Annotated in this window: 13 protein-coding genes; 9 read left to right on the top strand and 4 right to left on the bottom strand. The window is 71.8% G+C overall.

The window, feature by feature from the left end:
• Positions 1–123: 123 nt before the first annotated feature.
• Complete coding sequence (locus tag H180DRAFT_RS10715) at positions 124–1,722, top strand: acyl-CoA mutase large subunit family protein (RefSeq protein WP_055485789.1); 1,599 nt, start codon at positions 124–126, stop codon at positions 1,720–1,722.
• A gap of 754 nt (positions 1,723–2,476) precedes the next feature.
• Here H180DRAFT_RS10715 and H180DRAFT_RS10710 read toward each other — a convergent pair.
• A complete protein-coding gene (locus H180DRAFT_RS10710; RefSeq protein WP_254665964.1) occupies positions 2,477–2,971 on the bottom strand; it encodes an HAD family hydrolase in 495 nt (164 codons plus the stop codon).
• A gap of 301 nt (positions 2,972–3,272) precedes the next feature.
• Here H180DRAFT_RS10710 and H180DRAFT_RS10705 point away from each other — a divergent pair, with 301 nt between their 5' ends.
• A complete protein-coding gene (locus H180DRAFT_RS10705; RefSeq protein WP_055485968.1) occupies positions 3,273–4,712 on the top strand; it encodes an amidase in 1,440 nt (479 codons plus the stop codon).
• A gap of 218 nt (positions 4,713–4,930) precedes the next feature.
• Positions 4,931–6,952, top strand: a complete 2,022-nt coding sequence (locus tag H180DRAFT_RS10700; protein WP_055485788.1) for an elongation factor G — start codon at positions 4,931–4,933, stop codon at positions 6,950–6,952.
• 50 nt (positions 6,953–7,002) lie between these two features.
• Here the strand turns inward: H180DRAFT_RS10700 and H180DRAFT_RS10695 are convergent, their stop codons facing one another.
• A complete protein-coding gene (locus H180DRAFT_RS10695) occupies positions 7,003–7,719 on the bottom strand; it encodes a FadR/GntR family transcriptional regulator (protein WP_055485787.1) in 717 nt (238 codons plus the stop codon).
• A gap of 369 nt (positions 7,720–8,088) precedes the next feature.
• On the opposite strand from H180DRAFT_RS10695, the gene H180DRAFT_RS10690 reads away from it, so the two are divergent.
• Together H180DRAFT_RS10690 and H180DRAFT_RS10685 are read left to right on the top strand one after the other, a co-directional pair.
• On the top strand, positions 8,089–8,601 hold the full coding sequence (locus tag H180DRAFT_RS10690) for a gluconokinase (protein ID WP_055485967.1): 513 nt from the start codon (positions 8,089–8,091) through the stop codon (positions 8,599–8,601).
• 155 nt (positions 8,602–8,756) lie between these two features.
• Positions 8,757–10,160, top strand: coding sequence for a GntP family permease (locus tag H180DRAFT_RS10685; RefSeq protein ID WP_055485786.1), 1,404 nt, complete (start codon positions 8,757–8,759; stop codon positions 10,158–10,160).
• Positions 10,161–10,261: 101 nt separating this feature from the next.
• Here H180DRAFT_RS10685 and H180DRAFT_RS10680 read toward each other — a convergent pair whose 3' ends face one another.
• Positions 10,262–11,662, bottom strand: a complete 1,401-nt coding sequence (locus H180DRAFT_RS10680; RefSeq protein WP_055485966.1) for a polysialyltransferase family glycosyltransferase — start codon at positions 11,660–11,662, stop codon at positions 10,262–10,264.
• 32 nt (positions 11,663–11,694) lie between these two features.
• A complete protein-coding gene (locus tag H180DRAFT_RS10675) occupies positions 11,695–12,681 on the bottom strand; it encodes a glycosyltransferase family 2 protein (protein ID WP_055485965.1) in 987 nt (328 codons plus the stop codon).
• A 255-nt stretch (positions 12,682–12,936) separates the two neighbouring features.
• On the opposite strand from H180DRAFT_RS10675, the gene H180DRAFT_RS10670 reads away from it, so the two are divergent.
• The 4 genes from H180DRAFT_RS10670 to H180DRAFT_RS10655 all read left to right on the top strand — a co-directional run bounded on the left by H180DRAFT_RS10670 (position 12,937) and on the right by H180DRAFT_RS10655 (position 18,029).
• Positions 12,937–14,301 (top strand): DUF6716 putative glycosyltransferase, encoded by a 1,365-nt coding sequence (locus tag H180DRAFT_RS10670; protein ID WP_055485785.1) that lies wholly within the window; start codon positions 12,937–12,939, stop codon positions 14,299–14,301.
• A gap of 79 nt (positions 14,302–14,380) precedes the next feature.
• Positions 14,381–15,688 (top strand): acylneuraminate cytidylyltransferase, encoded by a 1,308-nt coding sequence (locus H180DRAFT_RS10665; protein ID WP_055485784.1) that lies wholly within the window; start codon positions 14,381–14,383, stop codon positions 15,686–15,688.
• A gap of 37 nt (positions 15,689–15,725) precedes the next feature.
• A complete protein-coding gene (locus H180DRAFT_RS10660; protein ID WP_055485783.1) occupies positions 15,726–16,682 on the top strand; it encodes an N-acetylneuraminate synthase family protein in 957 nt (318 codons plus the stop codon).
• 12 nt (positions 16,683–16,694) lie between these two features.
• Positions 16,695–18,029, top strand: coding sequence for a hypothetical protein (locus tag H180DRAFT_RS10655; protein ID WP_074466730.1), 1,335 nt, complete (start codon positions 16,695–16,697; stop codon positions 18,027–18,029).
• Positions 18,030–18,112: the final 83 nt, after the last annotated feature.

The following is an 18,112-nucleotide window of genomic DNA, read 5'->3' as shown; positions in this document are numbered from 1 at the left end:
CTACAGTCCGTGGCAATCGAAGAGCGACAACCCGAGCGGCAGCAGGCTCACCCGAGCGGCGCCGAACCGGGCTGCGGCCGGAGAAACACCGGCGCGAACCCAGACCGTACGGAGGCAGAGTCCATGGCACGCCAGTCGGGCAACCAGCGGTTCAACGAGAGCGGTCTGCCCATCGAGCCTGTCTACGGCCCGGACGCGCTGAGTGACTGGGATTCCACCGAGAAGCTGGGCGAACCCGGCGCCTACCCGTACACGCGCGGCGTCTACCCGACGATGTACACCGGGCGGCCCTGGACGATGCGGCAGTACGCGGGCTTCGGGACGGCCACCGAGTCCAATGCGCGCTACAAGCAGCTCATCGAGAACGGCACGATGGGCCTGTCCGTCGCCTTCGACCTGCCCACCCAGATGGGCCACGACTCCGACGCCCAGCTCGCACACGGCGAAGTCGGCAAGGTCGGCGTCGCCATCGACTCCATCGACGACATGAGGGTGCTCTTCGGCGGGATTCCGCTCGAGGAAGTCTCCACCTCGATGACGATCAACGCACCCGCTGCGCTGCTGCTGTTGCTCTACCAGCTCGTCGCCGAGGAGCAGGGCGCCGACCCCGCGAAACTCACGGGCACCATCCAGAACGACGTGCTCAAGGAGTACATCGCGCGCGGCACGTACATCTTCCCGCCCAAGCCGTCGCTGCGGCTGATCGCGGACATCTTCAAGTACTGCCGCGCCGAGATCCCCAAGTGGAACACCATCTCCATCTCCGGTTACCACATGGCCGAGGCCGGCGCGACGCCCGCGCAGGAGATCGCCTTCACCCTGGCGGACGGCATCGAATACGTCCGCACGGCCGTCGCCAGCGGGATGAGCGTCGACGACTTCGCGCCGCGGCTGTCCTTCTTCTTCGTGGCGCGCACGACGCTGCTCGAAGAAGTCGCCAAGTTCCGTGCGGCGCGGCGCATCTGGGCGCGGGTGATGCGGGAGGAATTCGGTGCCGAGAACCCCAAGTCGCTGATGCTGCGCTTCCACACGCAGACGGCCGGGGTGCAGCTCACCGCGCAGCAACCCGAGGTCAACCTGGCCCGCGTGACGGTGCAGGCACTCGGCGCGGTCCTCGGCGGTACGCAGTCGCTGCACACCAACTCCTACGACGAGGCCATCGCCCTGCCCACGGACAAGTCGGCGCGCCTGGCGCTGCGCACCCAGCAGGTCCTCGCCTACGAGACGGACGTGACGGCGACGGTCGACCCCTTCGCAGGCTCGTACGTCGTGGAGTCGATGACGGACGACGTGGAGGCGGCAGCCCTCGCCCTCATGGAACAGGTCGAGGACAGGGGCGGCGCCGTCAACGCGATCGAACAGGGCTTCCAGAAGGAAGAGATCGAGCGCAGCGCGTACGCGATCGCGCGGGAGACCGACAGCGGCGAGCGGGTCGTCGTCGGCGTGAACCGCTTCCAGCGCGACGAGGAGGACCCGTACGAGCCGCTGCGCGTCGACCCGGCGATCGAGCAGCAGCAGTGCGAACGGCTGGCGCGGCTGCGGGCGGAGCGCGACCAGGCGGCCGTGGACGGGGCGCTGGCGGAGCTGCGCAAGGCGGCGGAGGGCACGGACAACGTCCTCTACCCGATGAAGGAGGCGCTGCGGGCGCGGGCCACCGTGGGCGAGGTGTGCAACACGCTGCGGGAGATCTGGGGCGCGTACGTGCCGACGGACTCGTTCTGACGGGTCCGGCTGTCGCCGGGGGTGGCTGTTGTGCGGGTGCGGGTTGCGGCGGGTGGTGGGTGCGCCTGGGGTGGGTGCTGGGTGCCGGGGGCGTGCCGCTCCGGGGGGCAAGTCCGGGCGGCATGATTTCCCTCCCTGGACCGTCAAGGGCTTTCGTGCTGCCTCTCATATGCCGGTCCGCAAATCACGTTTAAGCCCGTCCATGCCCCCCTGCGCGTCCCACCCCCTCCCGCACGTCCGCGGCTCTCCCCCGGGGCCGCTATAACCCCCTCATCCACACCGGGCAGTGGGCCCGTGGCCGTCGTCCTCGACGGGTACGGGCGATCGCGCCGCACGTCGGGCGAACTCCGAGCCCGCCCCTCACCGTCCCGAGCCTCGATGAACCCGTCCACCCGGCAGGGGAGTTGAGCCATCGGACGAGCTTGCGCGTGTGACCCGGATGGCCACCGGCGGGGCAGCTGAAAGCCACCCGGACTCCCGGAGGGGAGAAGGGGGACGAGAGCGGCAGACGCGAGACGGGCAGGAGGGGGCGGGACGTGCAGGCGGGGGTAACGGGGCTTAAACGTGATTTGCGGACCGGCATATGAAGGCCAGCACGAAGGCCCGTCCGGTTCAGGGAGGGAAATCATGCCGCCCCGGGACACCCGCCGGAACGGCACGCCCCCGCACCCACCACGAACCCAAGGCGCACCCGCGAACCCACCCCAGGCGCACCCACGCACCAGCCGCAACCCGCACCCCGAGCCGTTCAGGCTCAAAGAAGACGCAGCACCGCCCCCAGCCCCCGCTCCGAGCCGGGTGACGCGCCCGCGGGAAGGACGTAGGCGCGCAGGCCCGCCGCGGAAGCGCCCCCGTCCTTGGCCGGGTGGTCGCCGACCATCAGCGTTTCTCCGGGTGCCGTGTCCAACTCCCCGCAGGCGATTTGGAAGAGCCGCGGGTCGGGCTTCTCGGTGTCGTGTTCGTACGAGTGCACCCAGGAGGTGAAATGGTCCGCGAGGCCGTGGCGGGCGAAGGTGGCGCGCAGGTCCCAGCCCACGTCGCTGACGACACCCAGTGGGATGCCGCTTTGGGTCAGCCTCGCGAGCACCGCCGCGGCGTCGGCGTACGGACGCCAGTGCTCCGGGTCCTGCATCTGTTCGTACAGCACGTCGGCGTACGGGGCGAGGGCGGGCGCCGAGGCGTACCACGTGGTGAAGGCGTGCCGGTGGGCCTGTGACGAGACGTCGCGGCCGCGCTGGGCCTCGATCACGCCGGGGTCCCGGAGGCCGGCCCAGGGCGGTGAGGATTTCGTCCATCTCCGGCTCTGCGACGGGTTCCGGCAGTGCCGCACGTATGCGGTCCGCGTATGCGGCGATCTGGAAGAGCGTCCCGGAGAAGTCGAAGAGGACCGCTCGGACGGGTGGCAGTGGGGTGGAAGGGCGGGCGCGGATGGGGCCTTCGGGGCCGCAGACGACTGGCATGTGACTTTCCTAGCCCATTCGCGGCGTTGCCGAGCGGGCAACGGGGGAGCAGGATGAGGGTCGTATTACCGACGAGTATGGGGAGTGCTGGTGACGGCAGAAGTCGGTACGCAGGCCGCGCCGCGGGAGTCGGGCGGGCTGGCCGAGCAGGCCGCCGCGCTGGCGGCCGGTGACGTGACGGCACGTGAGCTGACCGAGCGTGCCCTGACCCGCATCGCGGCCTCGCAGCCGACGCTCAACGCGTTCCGCCGCGTACGCGGGGAGGCTGCGCTCGTCGAAGCGGACGCGGCCGACCGGCGGTTGGCGAGGGGTGAGCGTCTGCCGCTGCTGGGTGTGCCCGTCGCCGTGAAGGACGACGTGGATGTGACCGGTGAGCCGACGGCCTTCGGCTGCCCCGGCGAGTTCCCCCGCAAGGAGGCGGACAGCGAGGCCGTGCGCCGGCTTCGTGCGGCGGGCGCCGTCATCGTGGGCAAGACCAACTCTCCCGAACTGGGCCAGTGGCCCTTCACGGAGGGGCAGGCCTTCGGTGAGACACGCAACCCGTGGAGTCCGGAGCACACGCCGGGCGGATCCTCGGGCGGCTCGGCCGCCGCGGTCGCGGCGGGCCTGGTTCCGGCGGCGTTGGGTTCGGACGGGGCGGGTTCGATCCGCATTCCCGCGGCCTGGAGTCATCTCGTCGGCATCAAGCCGCAGCGCGGCAGGATCTCGACGATGCCCGAGCGGGAGGCGTTCAAGGGGATCACGGTCTTCGGGCCGCTTGCCCGCACGGTGCGGGACGCGGCGCTGCTGCTGGACGTGGCTTCCGGAAGTGCGGACGGGGATCTGCACCGGCCCTCGCCGGTCGAGGTTCTGCCCGCGGTCGGACGGGATCCGGGGCGGCTGCGTATCGCGCTTTCGTTGCGCCCTCCGTGGACGGCGACGCGGAAGTCACTCGATCCGGCGGTACGCGCTGCTGTCACCGACCTCGCGGAGCGGCTCTCGGCGCTCGGTCACGACGTCGAGGAGGCCGATCCGGACTACGGGCCGATCGGGCTGGCGTTCGTGCCCCGTGCCACGGCGGGCATCCGTGAATGGACGGGCCGCGTCCCCGAATTCGCCCTGCTCGATCCCCGTACGCGCGGCGCCGCGCGCACGGGGAGGCTGCTGGGGGGCTCGGTGCTGCGTGCGGCGCGCGCGGCGGAGGCTCCGCTGGGCCGGCGCGTGGGCCGGATCTTCCGCCGCCATGACGTTGTGCTGACCCCCACGACGGCGACGCCCCCGATGCGCATCGGCGACCTGGTGGGCCTCTCCGGTCTGCGGACCGACCGCACGATGATCGCCCACTGCCCGTACGCGTGGCCGTGGAACCTGCTGGGCTGGCCCGGCATCAACGTCCCAGCCGGGTTCACCGCTTCGGGGCTGCCGCTGGGTGCCCAGCTGCTCGGGCCCGACAGCAGCGAACCGCTGCTCGTCCAGCTGGCCGCACAGCTGGAGGCGGACCGGCGGTGGTTCGAGCGGTGGCCGCCCGAGGCGGCCGCCGTGCAGGCCTGAGCCGGCCACCGGGTCCATCGGCCTGACGAGCGCAGCCGGCCGGGCCGAAAACCTGTTGCTCTGCGTGGCCTCGCTCTGCTGTGCTCCCAAGCCGACGGCACAGGTCGAGCCGTCGAACCATCGAGACGTCGAACCGGCGAACAGGGAGAAGCAGATGCGGCGAGCGTTCATGTCCAACCAGAAGGGAACATTCATTCACCTAAAGGACATGACGCTCTGTGAAAGCACTCAACCTTGGAATCCTGGCGCATGTCGACGCCGGTAAGACGAGCCTGACCGAGCGGCTGCTGCACGCCGCCGGTGTGATCGACGAGCTCGGAAGCGTCGACAAGGGCAGCACCCTGACCGACTCCCTGACCCTGGAGAGGCAGCGGGGCATCACCATCAAGTCCGCCGTCGTCTCCTTCGCCGTCGGGGACCTCACCGTCAATCTGATCGACACCCCTGGCCACCCCGACTTCATCGCCGAGGTGGAACGGGTTCTCAACGTGCTCGACGGCGCGGTCCTGGTCGTCTCGGCCGTCGAGGGCGTCCAGGCGCAGACGCGCGTGCTGATGCGCACCCTGAAGCGGCTGGGCATCCCCACGCTCCTCTTCGTCAACAAGATCGACCGCGCCGGGGCGCAGTACGGGCACGTCCTGCGAAGGATCCACGAGAAGCTGACGCCGGCGGCCGTCGCGATGGGACGCGTGGACCGACTCGGTACCCGCGACGCGGAGTTCACGAGCCACGGACCGTCCGACGAAGACTGCACGGCGCGGCTCGCCGAAGTGCTCGCCGAACACGACGACGAGCTCATGGCCGCGTACGTCGAGGACGAGAGGGCTCTCTCCCACGAGCGGCTGCGCGAGGAACTCGCGGCCCAGTCGAGGCGGGGGCTCGCGCACCCCGTCTTCTTCGGCTCGGCCATCACCGGCGCCGGCGTGGAAGCGCTGACCGCGGGCCTCAAGGAGCTGCTGCCCGCCGCGGACGGAGACCCCGGCGCCCCCGCACACGGCACCGTCTTCAAGGTGGAACGGACCGCGGGCGGGCAGAAGACGGCCTACGTGCGCATGTTCTCCGGGACGGTGCGGGTGCGCGACCGGCTGCTGCACGGGGACGACGGCGAGGGCAAGGTCACCGGGATCGAGGTGTTCGAGCACGGGTCGGACGCCCCCGGCGCGTGCGTCGAGGCGGGGCGGATCGGCAAGCTGCGCGGTCTCGCCGGGGTCCGGATCGGCGACGCCGTCGGCTCGGCCCGCAGGGTGACACGGGAGCAGCACCACTTCGCGCCGCCGACACTGGAGACCGTCGTCGTGCCGTGCCGCCCGGAGGAGTCGGGCGCACTCCACACGGCGCTCACCCAACTCGCCGAGCAGGACCCGTCCCCTGCCTTCGGCGGGGAGACCCCATTCGGACTGCGGCAGGACGAACTCCGGGGCGAGCTCAACCTGTCGCTCTACGGCGAGGTGCAGAAAGAGGTCGTCCAGGCCACCCTCGCCGACGAGTTCGGGCTGGACGTCGCTTTCCGCGAGTCCACGACCATCTGCGTCGAACGTCTCGACGGGCCCGGCGCGGCCGCGGAGATCATGCACAAGGAGCCCAACCCGTTCCTGGCCACCGTCGGTCTGCGCGTCGAACCGGCACCGCCGGGCAGCGGCGTGCGGTACGGGCTGGAGGTCGAACTCGGCTCCATGCCCTACGCGTTCATGAGGGCCGTCGAGGACACCGTGCGCGAGACCCTGCGCGAGGGGATCCACGGCTGGGAGATTCCCGACTGCACGGTCACCATGACGCACTCCGGCTACGCACCCAGGCAGAGCCACGCGCACGCGATCTTCGACAAGAGCATGTCGAGCACCGGCGCCGACTTCCGCCAGCTGACGCCTCTCGTCCTGATGGAGGCGCTGAGGCGTGCCGGGACGACCGTGCACGAGCCGATGCACCGGTTCCGGCTGGAGATCCCGGCGGAGACGTTCGGTGCCGTGCTGCCCGTGCTCTCACGCCTGCGCGGGGTGCCGCAGGCACCGGTGACGAAGGGCGACGCGTATGTGCTGGAGGGCGAGATCCCGGCGGCGCGCGTGCACGAACTGGAACAGCAACTGCCCACGCTGACAAGCGGGGAGGGAGTGCTGGAGTGCGCATTCGCCTGCTACCGGCCGGTGGTGGGGGAGGCCCCGTCGCGGCCGCGCACCGACCACGACCCGCTCAACAGGAAGGAGTACCTGCTGCGCGTGGTGCGCAGGGTGGCGGGAGCCTGACCCGGGCCCGTTTCCGCTGACTGTTCCCCGGCGCGGGGCGGGGCGGCGGTTCACGGAGCGAGGACGTCGAGTTCGGCCAGGGCGTCCTCGGTGATGGTGCGCATCAGGCGCTCCGCGGCCGCGCCGTCCCGCTCCCGCACGGCCTCGGCGACCTGGACGTGCATGGTGACGGCCTCCTGGCGGGGGTCGCTGAACATCACCTCGTGCTCGGTGCGTCCGGTCAGGACGGCGGCCACGACATCGCCGAGCCGGGCGAACATCTCGTTCCGCGAGGCCCGCAGTATCACGCCGTGGAAGGCGACGTCGTGCACGAGGTAGTTCGCCAGCTGCTGCCCGCGGGAGGTGCGCACCATCCCGAGAGCGTGCTCGGTCAGCTCGGCGCACTCGTCCGGGGTTGCCAGCTCCGCCGCGAGCCGTGCCGCCACGGGTTCGACGGCCGAACGCAGCCTGGTCAGCGAACGCAGCTGCCGTGGCCGGTCCGCACCCGCCAGGCGCCAGGTGATGACCTGCGGGTCGAAGACGTTCCACTGCTCGGTGGGCAGCACGGTCACGCCGACCCTGCGGCGCGACTCGACGAGATGCATGGACTCCAGCACCCGCACCGCCTCTCGTACGACCGTGCGTGAGACCTCGTACCGCTCGGCCAGCTCGTCCGTGAGCAGCACGGTGCCCGGCGGGTAGTCGCCCGCGGTGATCGCCGGCCCGAGCCTGCCGAGCAGCCGCGCGTGCAGGCCCCGGCCCCGGCTGTCCGCAGCCTGGCTGGTCATGAGTCTCCCGAGTTCTCTTTTCCCGCGGGCTTCGCCCGGACAGGCGCCGCACCGGCCGGCACCCCGCACCGCAGGTGCCACGCACCGGCCCCGCCGGGGACTTCAGAGTACGTGGTGGCCGTCACGGCAATTAAGTATGACTAATCAACGTCGACCTATTGAATAAGTGTGACGTAATGAGGTTGAGTGTGCGGCGCCCACACGGAAGAGGACTGCGAGGTGCATATGGGGTCTCCGCGCCGAGTGCCGTTGGGGTCTCCCCGCCGAAGGCAGGGGAAGGGCCCGACAGGCGACGGCCGTGACCAGCGACGCGAACGCGGCGACGCCCTCCCGGCCGAGCAGCCCGCCGCGGGCGGCGTCGTGATCGTCATGGGGGTCGCCGGAACCGGCAAGACCACCGTGGGGGCGATGCTCGCGGAGGCGCTGGCAGTGCCCTACGCCGAGGCCGACTCCTTCCACCCGCCGGCGAACGTCGCCAAGATGACCGCAGGCGAACCCCTCGACGACGCCGACCGGGAGCCCTGGCTCGACGCCATCGGCCGGTGGGCCGCCGAGCGGACGGAATCCGGAGGGGTCGTCAGCTGCTCCGCGCTCAAGCGCGCCTACCGCGACCGGCTGCGTGCGGCCTCCCCCGGGGTCTTCTTCGTCCACCTCACGGGAGACCGTTCGCTCATCGCCCGGCGCATGGAGCAGCGCCGCGACCACTTCATGCCGCTCACGCTGCTGGACTCGCAGTTCGCGACGCTGCAGCCGCTCCAGGCGGACGAGGCGGGGGCCGCTGTCCCCGTGCGCGACGGCCCCGACGCCGTCACCGGTCACGCCCTCGCGGCCGTCCGCGAGTGGTGCGCGGTGCCGGAAGGGCCCTCAGCGGTCCGTCCGTAGGCGCCGGCTGCACGCCGCGCGTCCGGGCGCAGGCCCCCACGCCCGAAGTCGCCCAACCACGCCCGCCAGAGCCGGGCGCCGCCCGCGGTTCCCGGCAGTGACCGAACCCGACCCCCTGCCCCCATGACCCCGTTCCCTCACGACAAGGAAGAGCCGTGCGCCATCTCAGTGCCGAGATACTCGCCGCCGGACCGGAGCCGGTGGATCCCATCAGCTCCGCCGGCAACCTTCAGCTGGGGCTTGCAGCCCTTGCGGGCATAGCCGTCATCGTCCTGCTCATCACGCGTTTCAAGGTCCACGGGTTCCTCGCGCTCACCCTCGGCACCCTCGCCCTCGGTGCCGTGGCGGCCGCACCGCTGGACAAGACCATCGAGAGCTTCTCCACCGGGCTCGGCGACACGGTCGCCGGGGTCGGAGTCCTCATCGCGCTGGGCGCGATGCTCGGCAAGCTGCTCGCCGACTCCGGCGGCGCCGACGAGATCGTCGACACGATCCTCGCCAGGACGGGCGAGCGTGCGATGCCGTGGGCCATGGCCCTGATCGCCGGCATCATCGGCCTTCCGCTCTTCTTCGAGGTCGGGCTCGTCCTGATGATCCCGGTGCTGCTGCTCGTGGCACGGCGCGGCAATCTCTCCCTCATCCGCATCGGAATCCCGGCGCTCGCGGGGCTCTCCGTGATGCACGGCCTGGTGCCCCCGCACCCCGGGCCGCTCGCCGCCATCGACTCGGTGCACGCGAACCTCGGCGTCACCCTCGCCTTCGGCGTGCTCGTGGGCATCCCGACGCTGGTCGTCTCCGGACCCCTCTTCGCGCGCTTCGCGGCCCGGTGGGTCGACGTGCAGCCGCCCGAGGGGATCGTGCCGGAGCGTCCGTCGGAGGATCTGGAGCGGCGCCCGAAGTTCGCCGTCACCGTCGCAACGGTGCTGCTGCCCGTCGTGCTGATGCTGGCGAAGGCGCTGACGGACATCGTCGTCGGCGACCCGGAGAACACCGTGCAGCGGGTCATGGACGTGGCCGGCTCGCCGCTGGTCGCACTGCTCTCGGCGGTGATCGTCGCGATGTTCACGCTGGGCAGGGCCGCCGGCTTCACCAAGGGGCGGATCACCTCGACCGTCGAGACCTCCCTCCTGCCGATCGCCGGGATCCTGCTGATCGTCGCCGCCGGAGGCGGTTTCAAGCAGACGCTGGTCGACGTGGGCATCGGCCAGATGGTCATGGACTTCTCGAAGAGCTGGTCCGTGCCGGCACTTCTGCTGGGCTGGCTGATCGCCGTCTGCATCCGGCTGGCGACCGGCTCGGCGACGGTGGCGACCATCTCGGCCGCCGGACTCGTCGCCCCGCTGGCCGCGGACATGAACACCGCGCAGTCGGCGCTGCTCGTACTGGCCGTCGGTGCCGGCTCCCTCTTCTTCAGCCACGTCAACGACGCCGGTTTCTGGATGGTGAAGGAGTACTTCGGCATGAGCGTCGGCCAGACGCTCAAGACGTGGTCGGTGATGGAGACCCTGATCTCCGTCGTCGCCCTGATCTTCCTGCTGCTGCTCTGGCTCGTGGTCTGACCCCGTTCGCGGCAGCGGAAGGGCCGGTGGGTCCGCGTGCACGTACGCGGACCCACCGGCCCGTCAGCCGTCAGCCGTCCTTCGCCGGTCGCCGGCCGGCGTCAGCCGAGCGCCGCGCGCTTGAGCGCCCGCACCCGCCGGGCCGCCCGGCGCACCGTCGGCCTGCGCCGCAGGAACGCGAACTGCCGCGTCCAGCCGCCCGGAAGAACGAGGGCCGTGAGGCGGCGCCGCTTGAAGTAGCGCAGAGTACGGGAGTCGAGGTTCGCGGAGAGATACCGCTCGGCCTCGCCGCGCATCTCCGGCAGGATCTCCGGCTGCATGCAGAAGCCCACCGCCCGCAGCAGGCCCGTCAGCCGGCGCTGTGTCTCCGCCGCTTCCGGGATGCGCCACGCACCCGGCCCGGCGTCCGGATCCGCCCCTTCGCCCGACGTCTCACCGTCGACGTCCGGCAGCAGCGCGTCGACGAGGGTGACGGGCACCCTGTTGCTGTTCTGGTACGGCGTCAGCCGCTCCAGCAGCAGGCCCGTTCCCGTACGGGCGACGCGCAGCCCGTAGAAGGAGGCGGCCGTCAGCAGGGCCGTCGAGAAGCAGCCCACGACGAGCTCCGGCCGCATCTGCTCGTAGAGCACTTCCGCGAGCACCGGAGTGTTCAGCACCCGCAGTTCGACGCCGAGTTCACCCGCCTCCTTCTCAAGCGCGCGTGAGAAGCGTGCCGGGGCGACGGGGTGCGGCTTGAACACCACGCTGCTGTGGCCGAGCCGGGCGGCGCCGCGCAGCATCCGCACATGAAGCTGCTCCTCCTCCTCGTGGGTGAGGATCTCCAGCGCCGACATGTACTGCCCCAGCAGCAGTGCGCCGCCCTTGGGCAGGGACGTCACGCTCGGCGGAACGTCCTGCGCCAGCTCCGCCAGTACGGAGGTGAAGGCGCCGGTGGGCACGACCTCGCTCCGCACGCCGAACTCCGTGAGCAGCAGTGGCTCCAGGCCCGGCAGCAGGTCGAGGTGGAGCAGACGCCCCACACGCGAGCCGACCAGCGGATCGAGCTTGTTGCGGGTGGGCCCGTAGCTCATCAGGCCGTCCGCGTACACCTCCAGGGGAGCGTCGGGGAACAACCGGGCGACGGCGAGGGCCGGTTCGACCTGGATGGACTCCACGACCAGCTCCACCTCGTCGTCGCCCAGCCCCCACAGCAGGCGCAGATACCGCTCCAGCACGGGCACGTCGTCCGCGCGCGGCGACCATCCCCCCGGATGGAACGGGGCGATGGCATCGTTCCACGACAGCACGCGGTCGAAGCGGGTCCGCAAGCGCTCGAACCCCGGCATGGTGTCCAGCGCGGGAGTGGTCTCCGGGTTGGCGGCGTTGTTGCTGACCAGCAGCAGCCGGCGGCCGGTTCGAGGCGTCCCGTCCGGCGCGCCGGAGGTGAACTTCCCGGCGTCGATGGCGGCGGCCAGCGTCGCGGCGCCGTAGAGGGTCGAGGCGAAGAAGATCTGCGTACGCATGCGGTCGGTCCGTCCTGAGAGGTCTGTGTCGCTCACGCCGCCTCTCCCGGCGCCTGGCGGAAGAGGGCGGGACGGCGGCGCAGCCTGCGCAGCCGGGAGGCCCGCTCGACGTCCATGGAGTTCAGTGCGTCGGCAAGCGGGCCGGCGGGGAGCCGCCGGAGTGCGGCGGCGCTGCGGGCACGCAGTTCGCGCTCCACCCGCGGCTGGAACCGTCCGCTGGTCAGATGGTGGGAGATGATCGCGCAGTAGGTGCGCACGGCCTTCGGCAGCAGCTTGTCCGCGTCGCGGTCGCGTGCCGTCTCCTCGACGACCTGGTCGAAGGCGCGGATGAAGTCCAGTTGGCGCACGTCGCCGATCTGCGTGAGGGACGAGGCGACGCCGCGCCTGTAGTAGACGCCCGTCATCCCGAGCGCGGCGAACGACTTCGCCTCGCGGTGCAGCCGCCAGATCCACGGGCGGTCCTCGGCGGTGCGCAGCCCGTGCGTGAAGTGCAGCAGCCCGTCGTCCAGCAGCCGCCGGTGGTAGATGCCGGCCCAGGCGTAGGCGTAGTCGACGGACGTGGTGCGCCCGGCCGGCAGGATCGCCTCCCGCGGGTCCATGACCACGCCGCGGCGGCCGTGCGGGACGCGAGCGATCGTACGGGCACGTGCCGTGCAGCTGACGTGGTCGGTGCGCACGAAGTCGCAGCCCAGGTCCTCGATGGCGGCCAGCAGCCGGGGGTAGTGGCCCGGCGCGAGCCAGTCGTCGCCGTCGAGGAAGGTGAGATATCTGCCGCGGGAGGCGTCCAGGCCCGTGTTGCGGGCGGTCGCGAGACCGCCGTTGCGTTCGTGCCGCACGAGAACGGCCCCGCTCAGTTCCCGCTCGGCTTCCGCGAGAATCTCCGGGGTGTCATCCGTCGAACAGTCGTCGACGAGAATGAATTCGATGTCCTCGCGCGCATTCGCGCGTAGGCTTCTGATTGCTTCCGGGGCGTAGGACTGCACGTTGTAGAACGGCACGATGACGGAGAGATTGACCACCCGGCCGACCATAGAGCCGCCCGCGGCCCTGTTTGTGGCGTACCCGGCAAGCGCCGGTGAACGGCGCATGGCGGGACGGTGAATCCGTTTCCCCGCGGGTCAGTTGGCCGGTCGGCGGTGCGCTGTTAACCAGCTGTTGTATTTCCGTTGGGCCGGGCTCCGGAATTGCTTTCTAGCGTCGAAGACGTGCCAGCAAACATTCCTCCCGCGGCTGCCGACCATTCCGCGGATTCCGCCGCCCCGCTCCGTACGGCGGTGCTCGCGGATTCCGACACCCGCTGGAAATGGGGAGCCCTCACCGCCCGCCGCATCGCGCCCGGCGCCCGCGTCGACGGGCTGCTGCTGCGCGGGCGTGCCACCCCGACGCCGCGGCAGCTCGCCGAGGTCGGCGTCGAGGTGGACTCGCTGCGGGAGACGACCGGCGCGGCCTTCGTGGGGGAGGCCGCCGACCGCGGCACGTACGACGTCGTCGTCCTCGCCTGCGTCGGCGGGGCGGTGCAGGCGATGCTGCACGGCATGGCGCACGCGGCGCGGCGCGCGTCCGCGGAGCGCGCCGAAGCCGCTTCCGGCGGCGGCGCGGCTGCGAGCGGCGAGACCCCCGCAGAGGTGCGGCGCCCGGTGACCGTGACGGGATATGTCGGCGTCGTCTACGAGAAGCTGGCCGACGGGCTGCTGCTGCGGCACGGCGCCGACGTCGTCCTCGCCAACTCCCGCCATGACGCCGGGCGTTTCCGCGACGTCTACGAGGGCGCCGGCGCCGACGCGTCCGCCGTCACCGAGGGCGCACTGCCGTTCCTCGGCGGTGCGCCCTACCAAGGCCCGGACTCCGGGCGGCCGTTCACCGTCGTCTTCGCCGCGCAGCCGTCCGTGCCCGCCGGACGCGACGACCGTGCCTACTTGCTGCGCCGCGCCGCCGCGCACGCCCGCAGCCATCCCGGGCGCGAGGTGCTCGTCAAGCTCCGCAGCCGCCCGGGCGAACACACCACGCACATCGAGGAGCTGCCCTACCAGCGGCTCGCCGAGCGGCTGAGCGGCGGCCTGCCGTCCAACTGCCGCCTCGTCTACGGGCACATGAGCGAGGTCCTGGACCGCACGGACCTGCTGGTGACCGTCAGCTCGACCGCCGCGCTGGAATCGCTGCACCGGGGGATCCCCACCGCCGTCCTCACAGACCTCGGCGTGCGGGAAGCGCTCGGCAACCACCACTTCCTCGGCTCCGGCTGCCTCGCCTCGTGGGACGAACTCGACGCCGGGCACCTGCCGGAGGCCGACTCCCGATGGACGGCGCGGCAGGGCGTGCTGGCGGGAGGCGCGTACGAGCGCGCATTCGACGCCGCGCGGGAGCGGGTGGCGCGGCTCGCGGGCCGCGACCGGCTGCCCGCCGTCACCCCGTACTACACGCCCGTGACCGCACCCGGATACCTGCCGGGCGTCCTCGCCCGCTACGGCTTCGGCGCCGACGGGTCGGTGCTGCCAGGTGCGGCGAAGGCCGCCGCAGCCGAGGCCTCGACCGGGGTGCGCGCTGCCGTACGGGGCGCTGTGCGGGACGTGGCACGCGGGGCGTACCGGCACGGCGTGCAGCGCGTGGCGCCCGTGATCCGCCGCATGGGGGAGCTGTGACGGGCCGTGGCGGCGCGCTCCCGTCCGCGCCGCGCCCGCCCGCGCCCCACCCCCCCATCCACCGCCGAGGAGTGCTGACATGAGCGAGTTGTCCCCAACAGGGCCCGGAACGAACGCCGCGACGGCGCGCTCCCGACGCGTCCTCGCGGTGATCCCCGCCCGCGGCGGGTCGAAGGGCGTGCCGGCCAAGAACCTCGCCACCGTGGGCGGCGAACCCCTCGTCGCCCGGGCCGTACGGGCCTGCCTCGCCGCCGGCCTGGTGACGGACGTGGCCGTCTCGACCGACGACGCCGAGATCGCGGCCGCCGCACGCGCGGCCGGCGCGCAGGTTGTGGAGCGCCCGGGCGAGATAGCGGGGGACACCGCGACCAGCGAGGCCGCCGTCCTGCACGCCGTCGACGTCTGCGAATCACGCTCGGGCGTCCCCGTCGACGCGGTGCTGCTCGTGCAGTGCACCAGCCCGTTCATCACCCGCGACGACATCGACGCGGTGGCCGCGGCGGTCGTCGAGGGCGGCGCGGACAGCGCCCTGACCGTCGCTCCGTTCCACGGCTTCATCTGGCGTGACGGCCCGGACGGCCCCGCTGCCACGGACGGCGCCGCTGCCGTGGACGCCGCCGCCCACGGGGATTCCGCGGCCGCCGGCGGCACCTCGGACACCGGCGGCTTCGGCGTCAACCACGACAAGGCGTTCCGGCCGCGCCGCCAGGACCGGCCGCAGGACCTGCTGGAGACCGGCGCCGCGTACGCCATGGACGCCGCCGGCTTCCGCAAGAGCGGACACCGCTTCTTCGGACGCACCGAACCGGTCCGTACGGACCCCGCCCGCGTCCTGGAGATCGACGACCCGCACGACCTCGCCCGCGCCCGCGCGCTCGCGCCGCTGCTCGACGCCGCGCGACCCCGCGTGCTGCCGGGCCGCGAGGACGTGGACGCGGTCGTACTGGATTTCGACGGCACCCAGACCGACGACAGGGTGCTGATCGACTCCGAGGGACGGGAACTGGTCGCCGTGCACCGCGGCGACGGACTCGGCATCGCCGCGCTCCGCCGCGACGGGCTCGACCTGCTGATCCTGTCCACGGAGGAGAACCCGGTCGTCGCCGCACGGGCCCGCAAGCTGCGGATCCCCGTACTGCACGGCATCGACCGCAAGGACCTCGCGCTCAAGCAGTGGTGCGAGGAGAGGGGCATCGGCCCCGAGCGCGTGCTCTACGTCGGCAACGACGTCAACGACCTTCCCTGCTTCAACCTCGTGGGCTGGCCCGTGGCAGTCGCGGGAGCGCACGAGGTCGTACGCGAGGCGGCACGCGCGATCACCTCGACGCCCGGGGGCGAGGGCGCGATCCGCGAGATCGCCTCCTGGCTCCTCGGGCCGTCCCTGTAACTCACCTCAGCAAGAAGAGAGATGGAGAACCGTCCTCATGAGCACCAACCGTCTGCGCAGCCTCGGTGAGAAGACCGTCGGCCCCGGACAGCCCGTGTACATCACCGGCGAGATCGGCATCAACCACAACGGCGAACTCGAGAACGCCTTCGCGCTCATCGACGCGGCCGCCGAGGCCGGCTGCGACGCCGTGAAGTTCCAGAAGCGAACCCCCGAGGTGTGCACCCCGCGCGACCAGTGGGACGTCGAACGCGACACCCCCTGGGGCCGCATGACCTACATCGACTACCGGCACCGCGTCGAATTCGACGAGGACGGCTACCGCGCCATCGACGAGCACTGCAAGAAGCGCGGCATCGACTGGTTCGCCTCGCCGTGGGACGTCGAATCCGTCGCCTTCCTCGAGAAGTTCGGCGTGCCCTGCTACAAGGTGGCCTCCGCGTCGCTCACGGACGACGAGCTGCTGCGCGCGATGCGCGCCACCGGCCGCACCGTGATCCTCTCCACGGGAATGTCCACGCCGAAGCAGATCCGGCACGCGGTGGAGGTGCTCGGCAGCGCCAACATCGTCCTCTGCCACGCCACTTCGACGTACCCCGCACAGGCGGCCGAGCTGAACCTGCGGATGATCCACACCCTGGAGCGCGAGTTCCCGAACGTGCCCATCGGCTACAGCGGCCACGAGACCGGTCTGCAGACCAGCCTCGCCGCGGTCGCCCTCGGTGCCTGCTTCGTGGAGCGGCACATCACCCTCGACCGTGCCATGTGGGGCTCCGACCAGGCCGCGTCCGTCGAGCCGGGCGGCCTCCAGCGGCTCGTGCGCGACATCCGCACCATCGAGGACTCGCTGGGCGACGGCGTGAAGAAGGTCTACGACAGCGAGCTGAAGCCGATGGAGAAGCTCCGTCGCGTCAAGGGCGTCGTCGCGGAGGCGGAGTCGGCCGCTGCAGGCACAGGAGCCGACGGGGCCGACCGCGAGCCGGCCGCCGTCTGACGGAGCCGCCCAGTGAGCCGAAGCGGACGGGACGCGACACGGGGCAGACGAAGCGCGGGCGGCACCCTCGCCTTCGTCGAGAGCCCCGTACAGCTCCTCAACGTCCTGGAGTGGGCGCACTCCGCGGCGGTGATCTCCGCCGCGCCCGGTCCCGTCGAGGCCGGACCGGCGGAGGCCGGCGTGCGGGTGCCCGACGTCACAGTGGTCGTCCTCTCACCCCACGACCCCATGACGCGCGGCCAGTTGCGCCGCGTCGCGGAGCTCGCACGGGACGAGGGCGTCGCCGTGCGCTGGGAGGAGGCGCGCGGCGGGCCCGTCGCGCCGGTCAAGACCATCGGTTCGCTGGCGCGTGAACTGCGGCGTGCGCGACGGGTCGTCATCGGCGACCCCTTCTCGCGCTACGTGCAGCTCCTGCTCACGCTCACCTCCGCGCGCGACGTCGTCGTGGTCGACGACGGCACCGCCACCATGGAGTTCGTCTCCCAACTCGCCGACGGGGAACGCCTGGTGCGATGGCACCGCAAGGGTTCCGCACCGGCCGGGCCGCAGGCGGCCGCGCAGGCGGTCCTCTTCGCGCCCTTCGCGCGACGGGCCCGCTCGCGGCTCACCCCCGGGGCCGCAGCGCCGCAGGCCCCGCCCCGGGCAGGGGAACCCGAAGGCCGTGACCGCGGCTCCGTCCGCCGGGTCGAGATCTTCAGCTCGATGCCGGTGGACGCCTCCGACGCCCGGCTCCGGGAGCTCGGCGTCACCGTCGCCGCCAACGACTTCGCCTGGACCCGCTCACGCTTCGGCCCGCCACGGCTGACCCGCGGCACCGACCTCGTCGGCACCTCACTGGTGGAGACCGGAGTGGTGGACCTGGAGCGCTACCTCGAAGGAGTCACGGCGCTGGCCCGGGAACACGGGGCCACTCGCTATTTCGCCCACCGCCGCGAGAGCAGCGAGAAGCTCCACCGGGTGCAGTCGGCCACGGGCCTCGAGATCGTCCGGCCCGATCTGCCGCTGGAGCTCGTCGCCCGCCGCGGCCCCATCGGCCGGACCGTTGTGAGCTTCCCCTCCACCGTCGTGCACACCCTGCCGCTGGCTCTGGCCGGCACGCCCGTCTCGGTGGCGGTCTGCGAGGTGGACCGCACGTGGTTCACGGCGGGCGCATCCCCCCGCGCCGAAGGCTTCCTCTCCGGCGTCACGGACAGTGCGCGCCGGGTGCGCAGACTCGGGGACACCGGAATTCAGGGGGAGGGGGCGGGCCGTACGATGGCCGGGCCCGCACCGGCCGAGGCGGCACCGGCGCCGCAGCAGCCCTCGCCCACGTCGATCTCCAGAGAGGCGGGCCAGGCGAGCGCGTAGGTATACCCATCACCATCGGGACATAATCGCCATCCCGAAAAATTTTTGTCCCCTGAGGGGCTGAACTTTCCGACATCGGAAGC

Source organism: Streptomyces sp. WMMB 322 (assembly GCF_900090145.1).
Taxonomy (GTDB): domain Bacteria; phylum Actinomycetota; class Actinomycetes; order Streptomycetales; family Streptomycetaceae; genus Streptomyces.
Note: the sequence above shows the minus strand (reverse complement) of the source record. Positions and strands in the feature narration are given on the sequence as shown.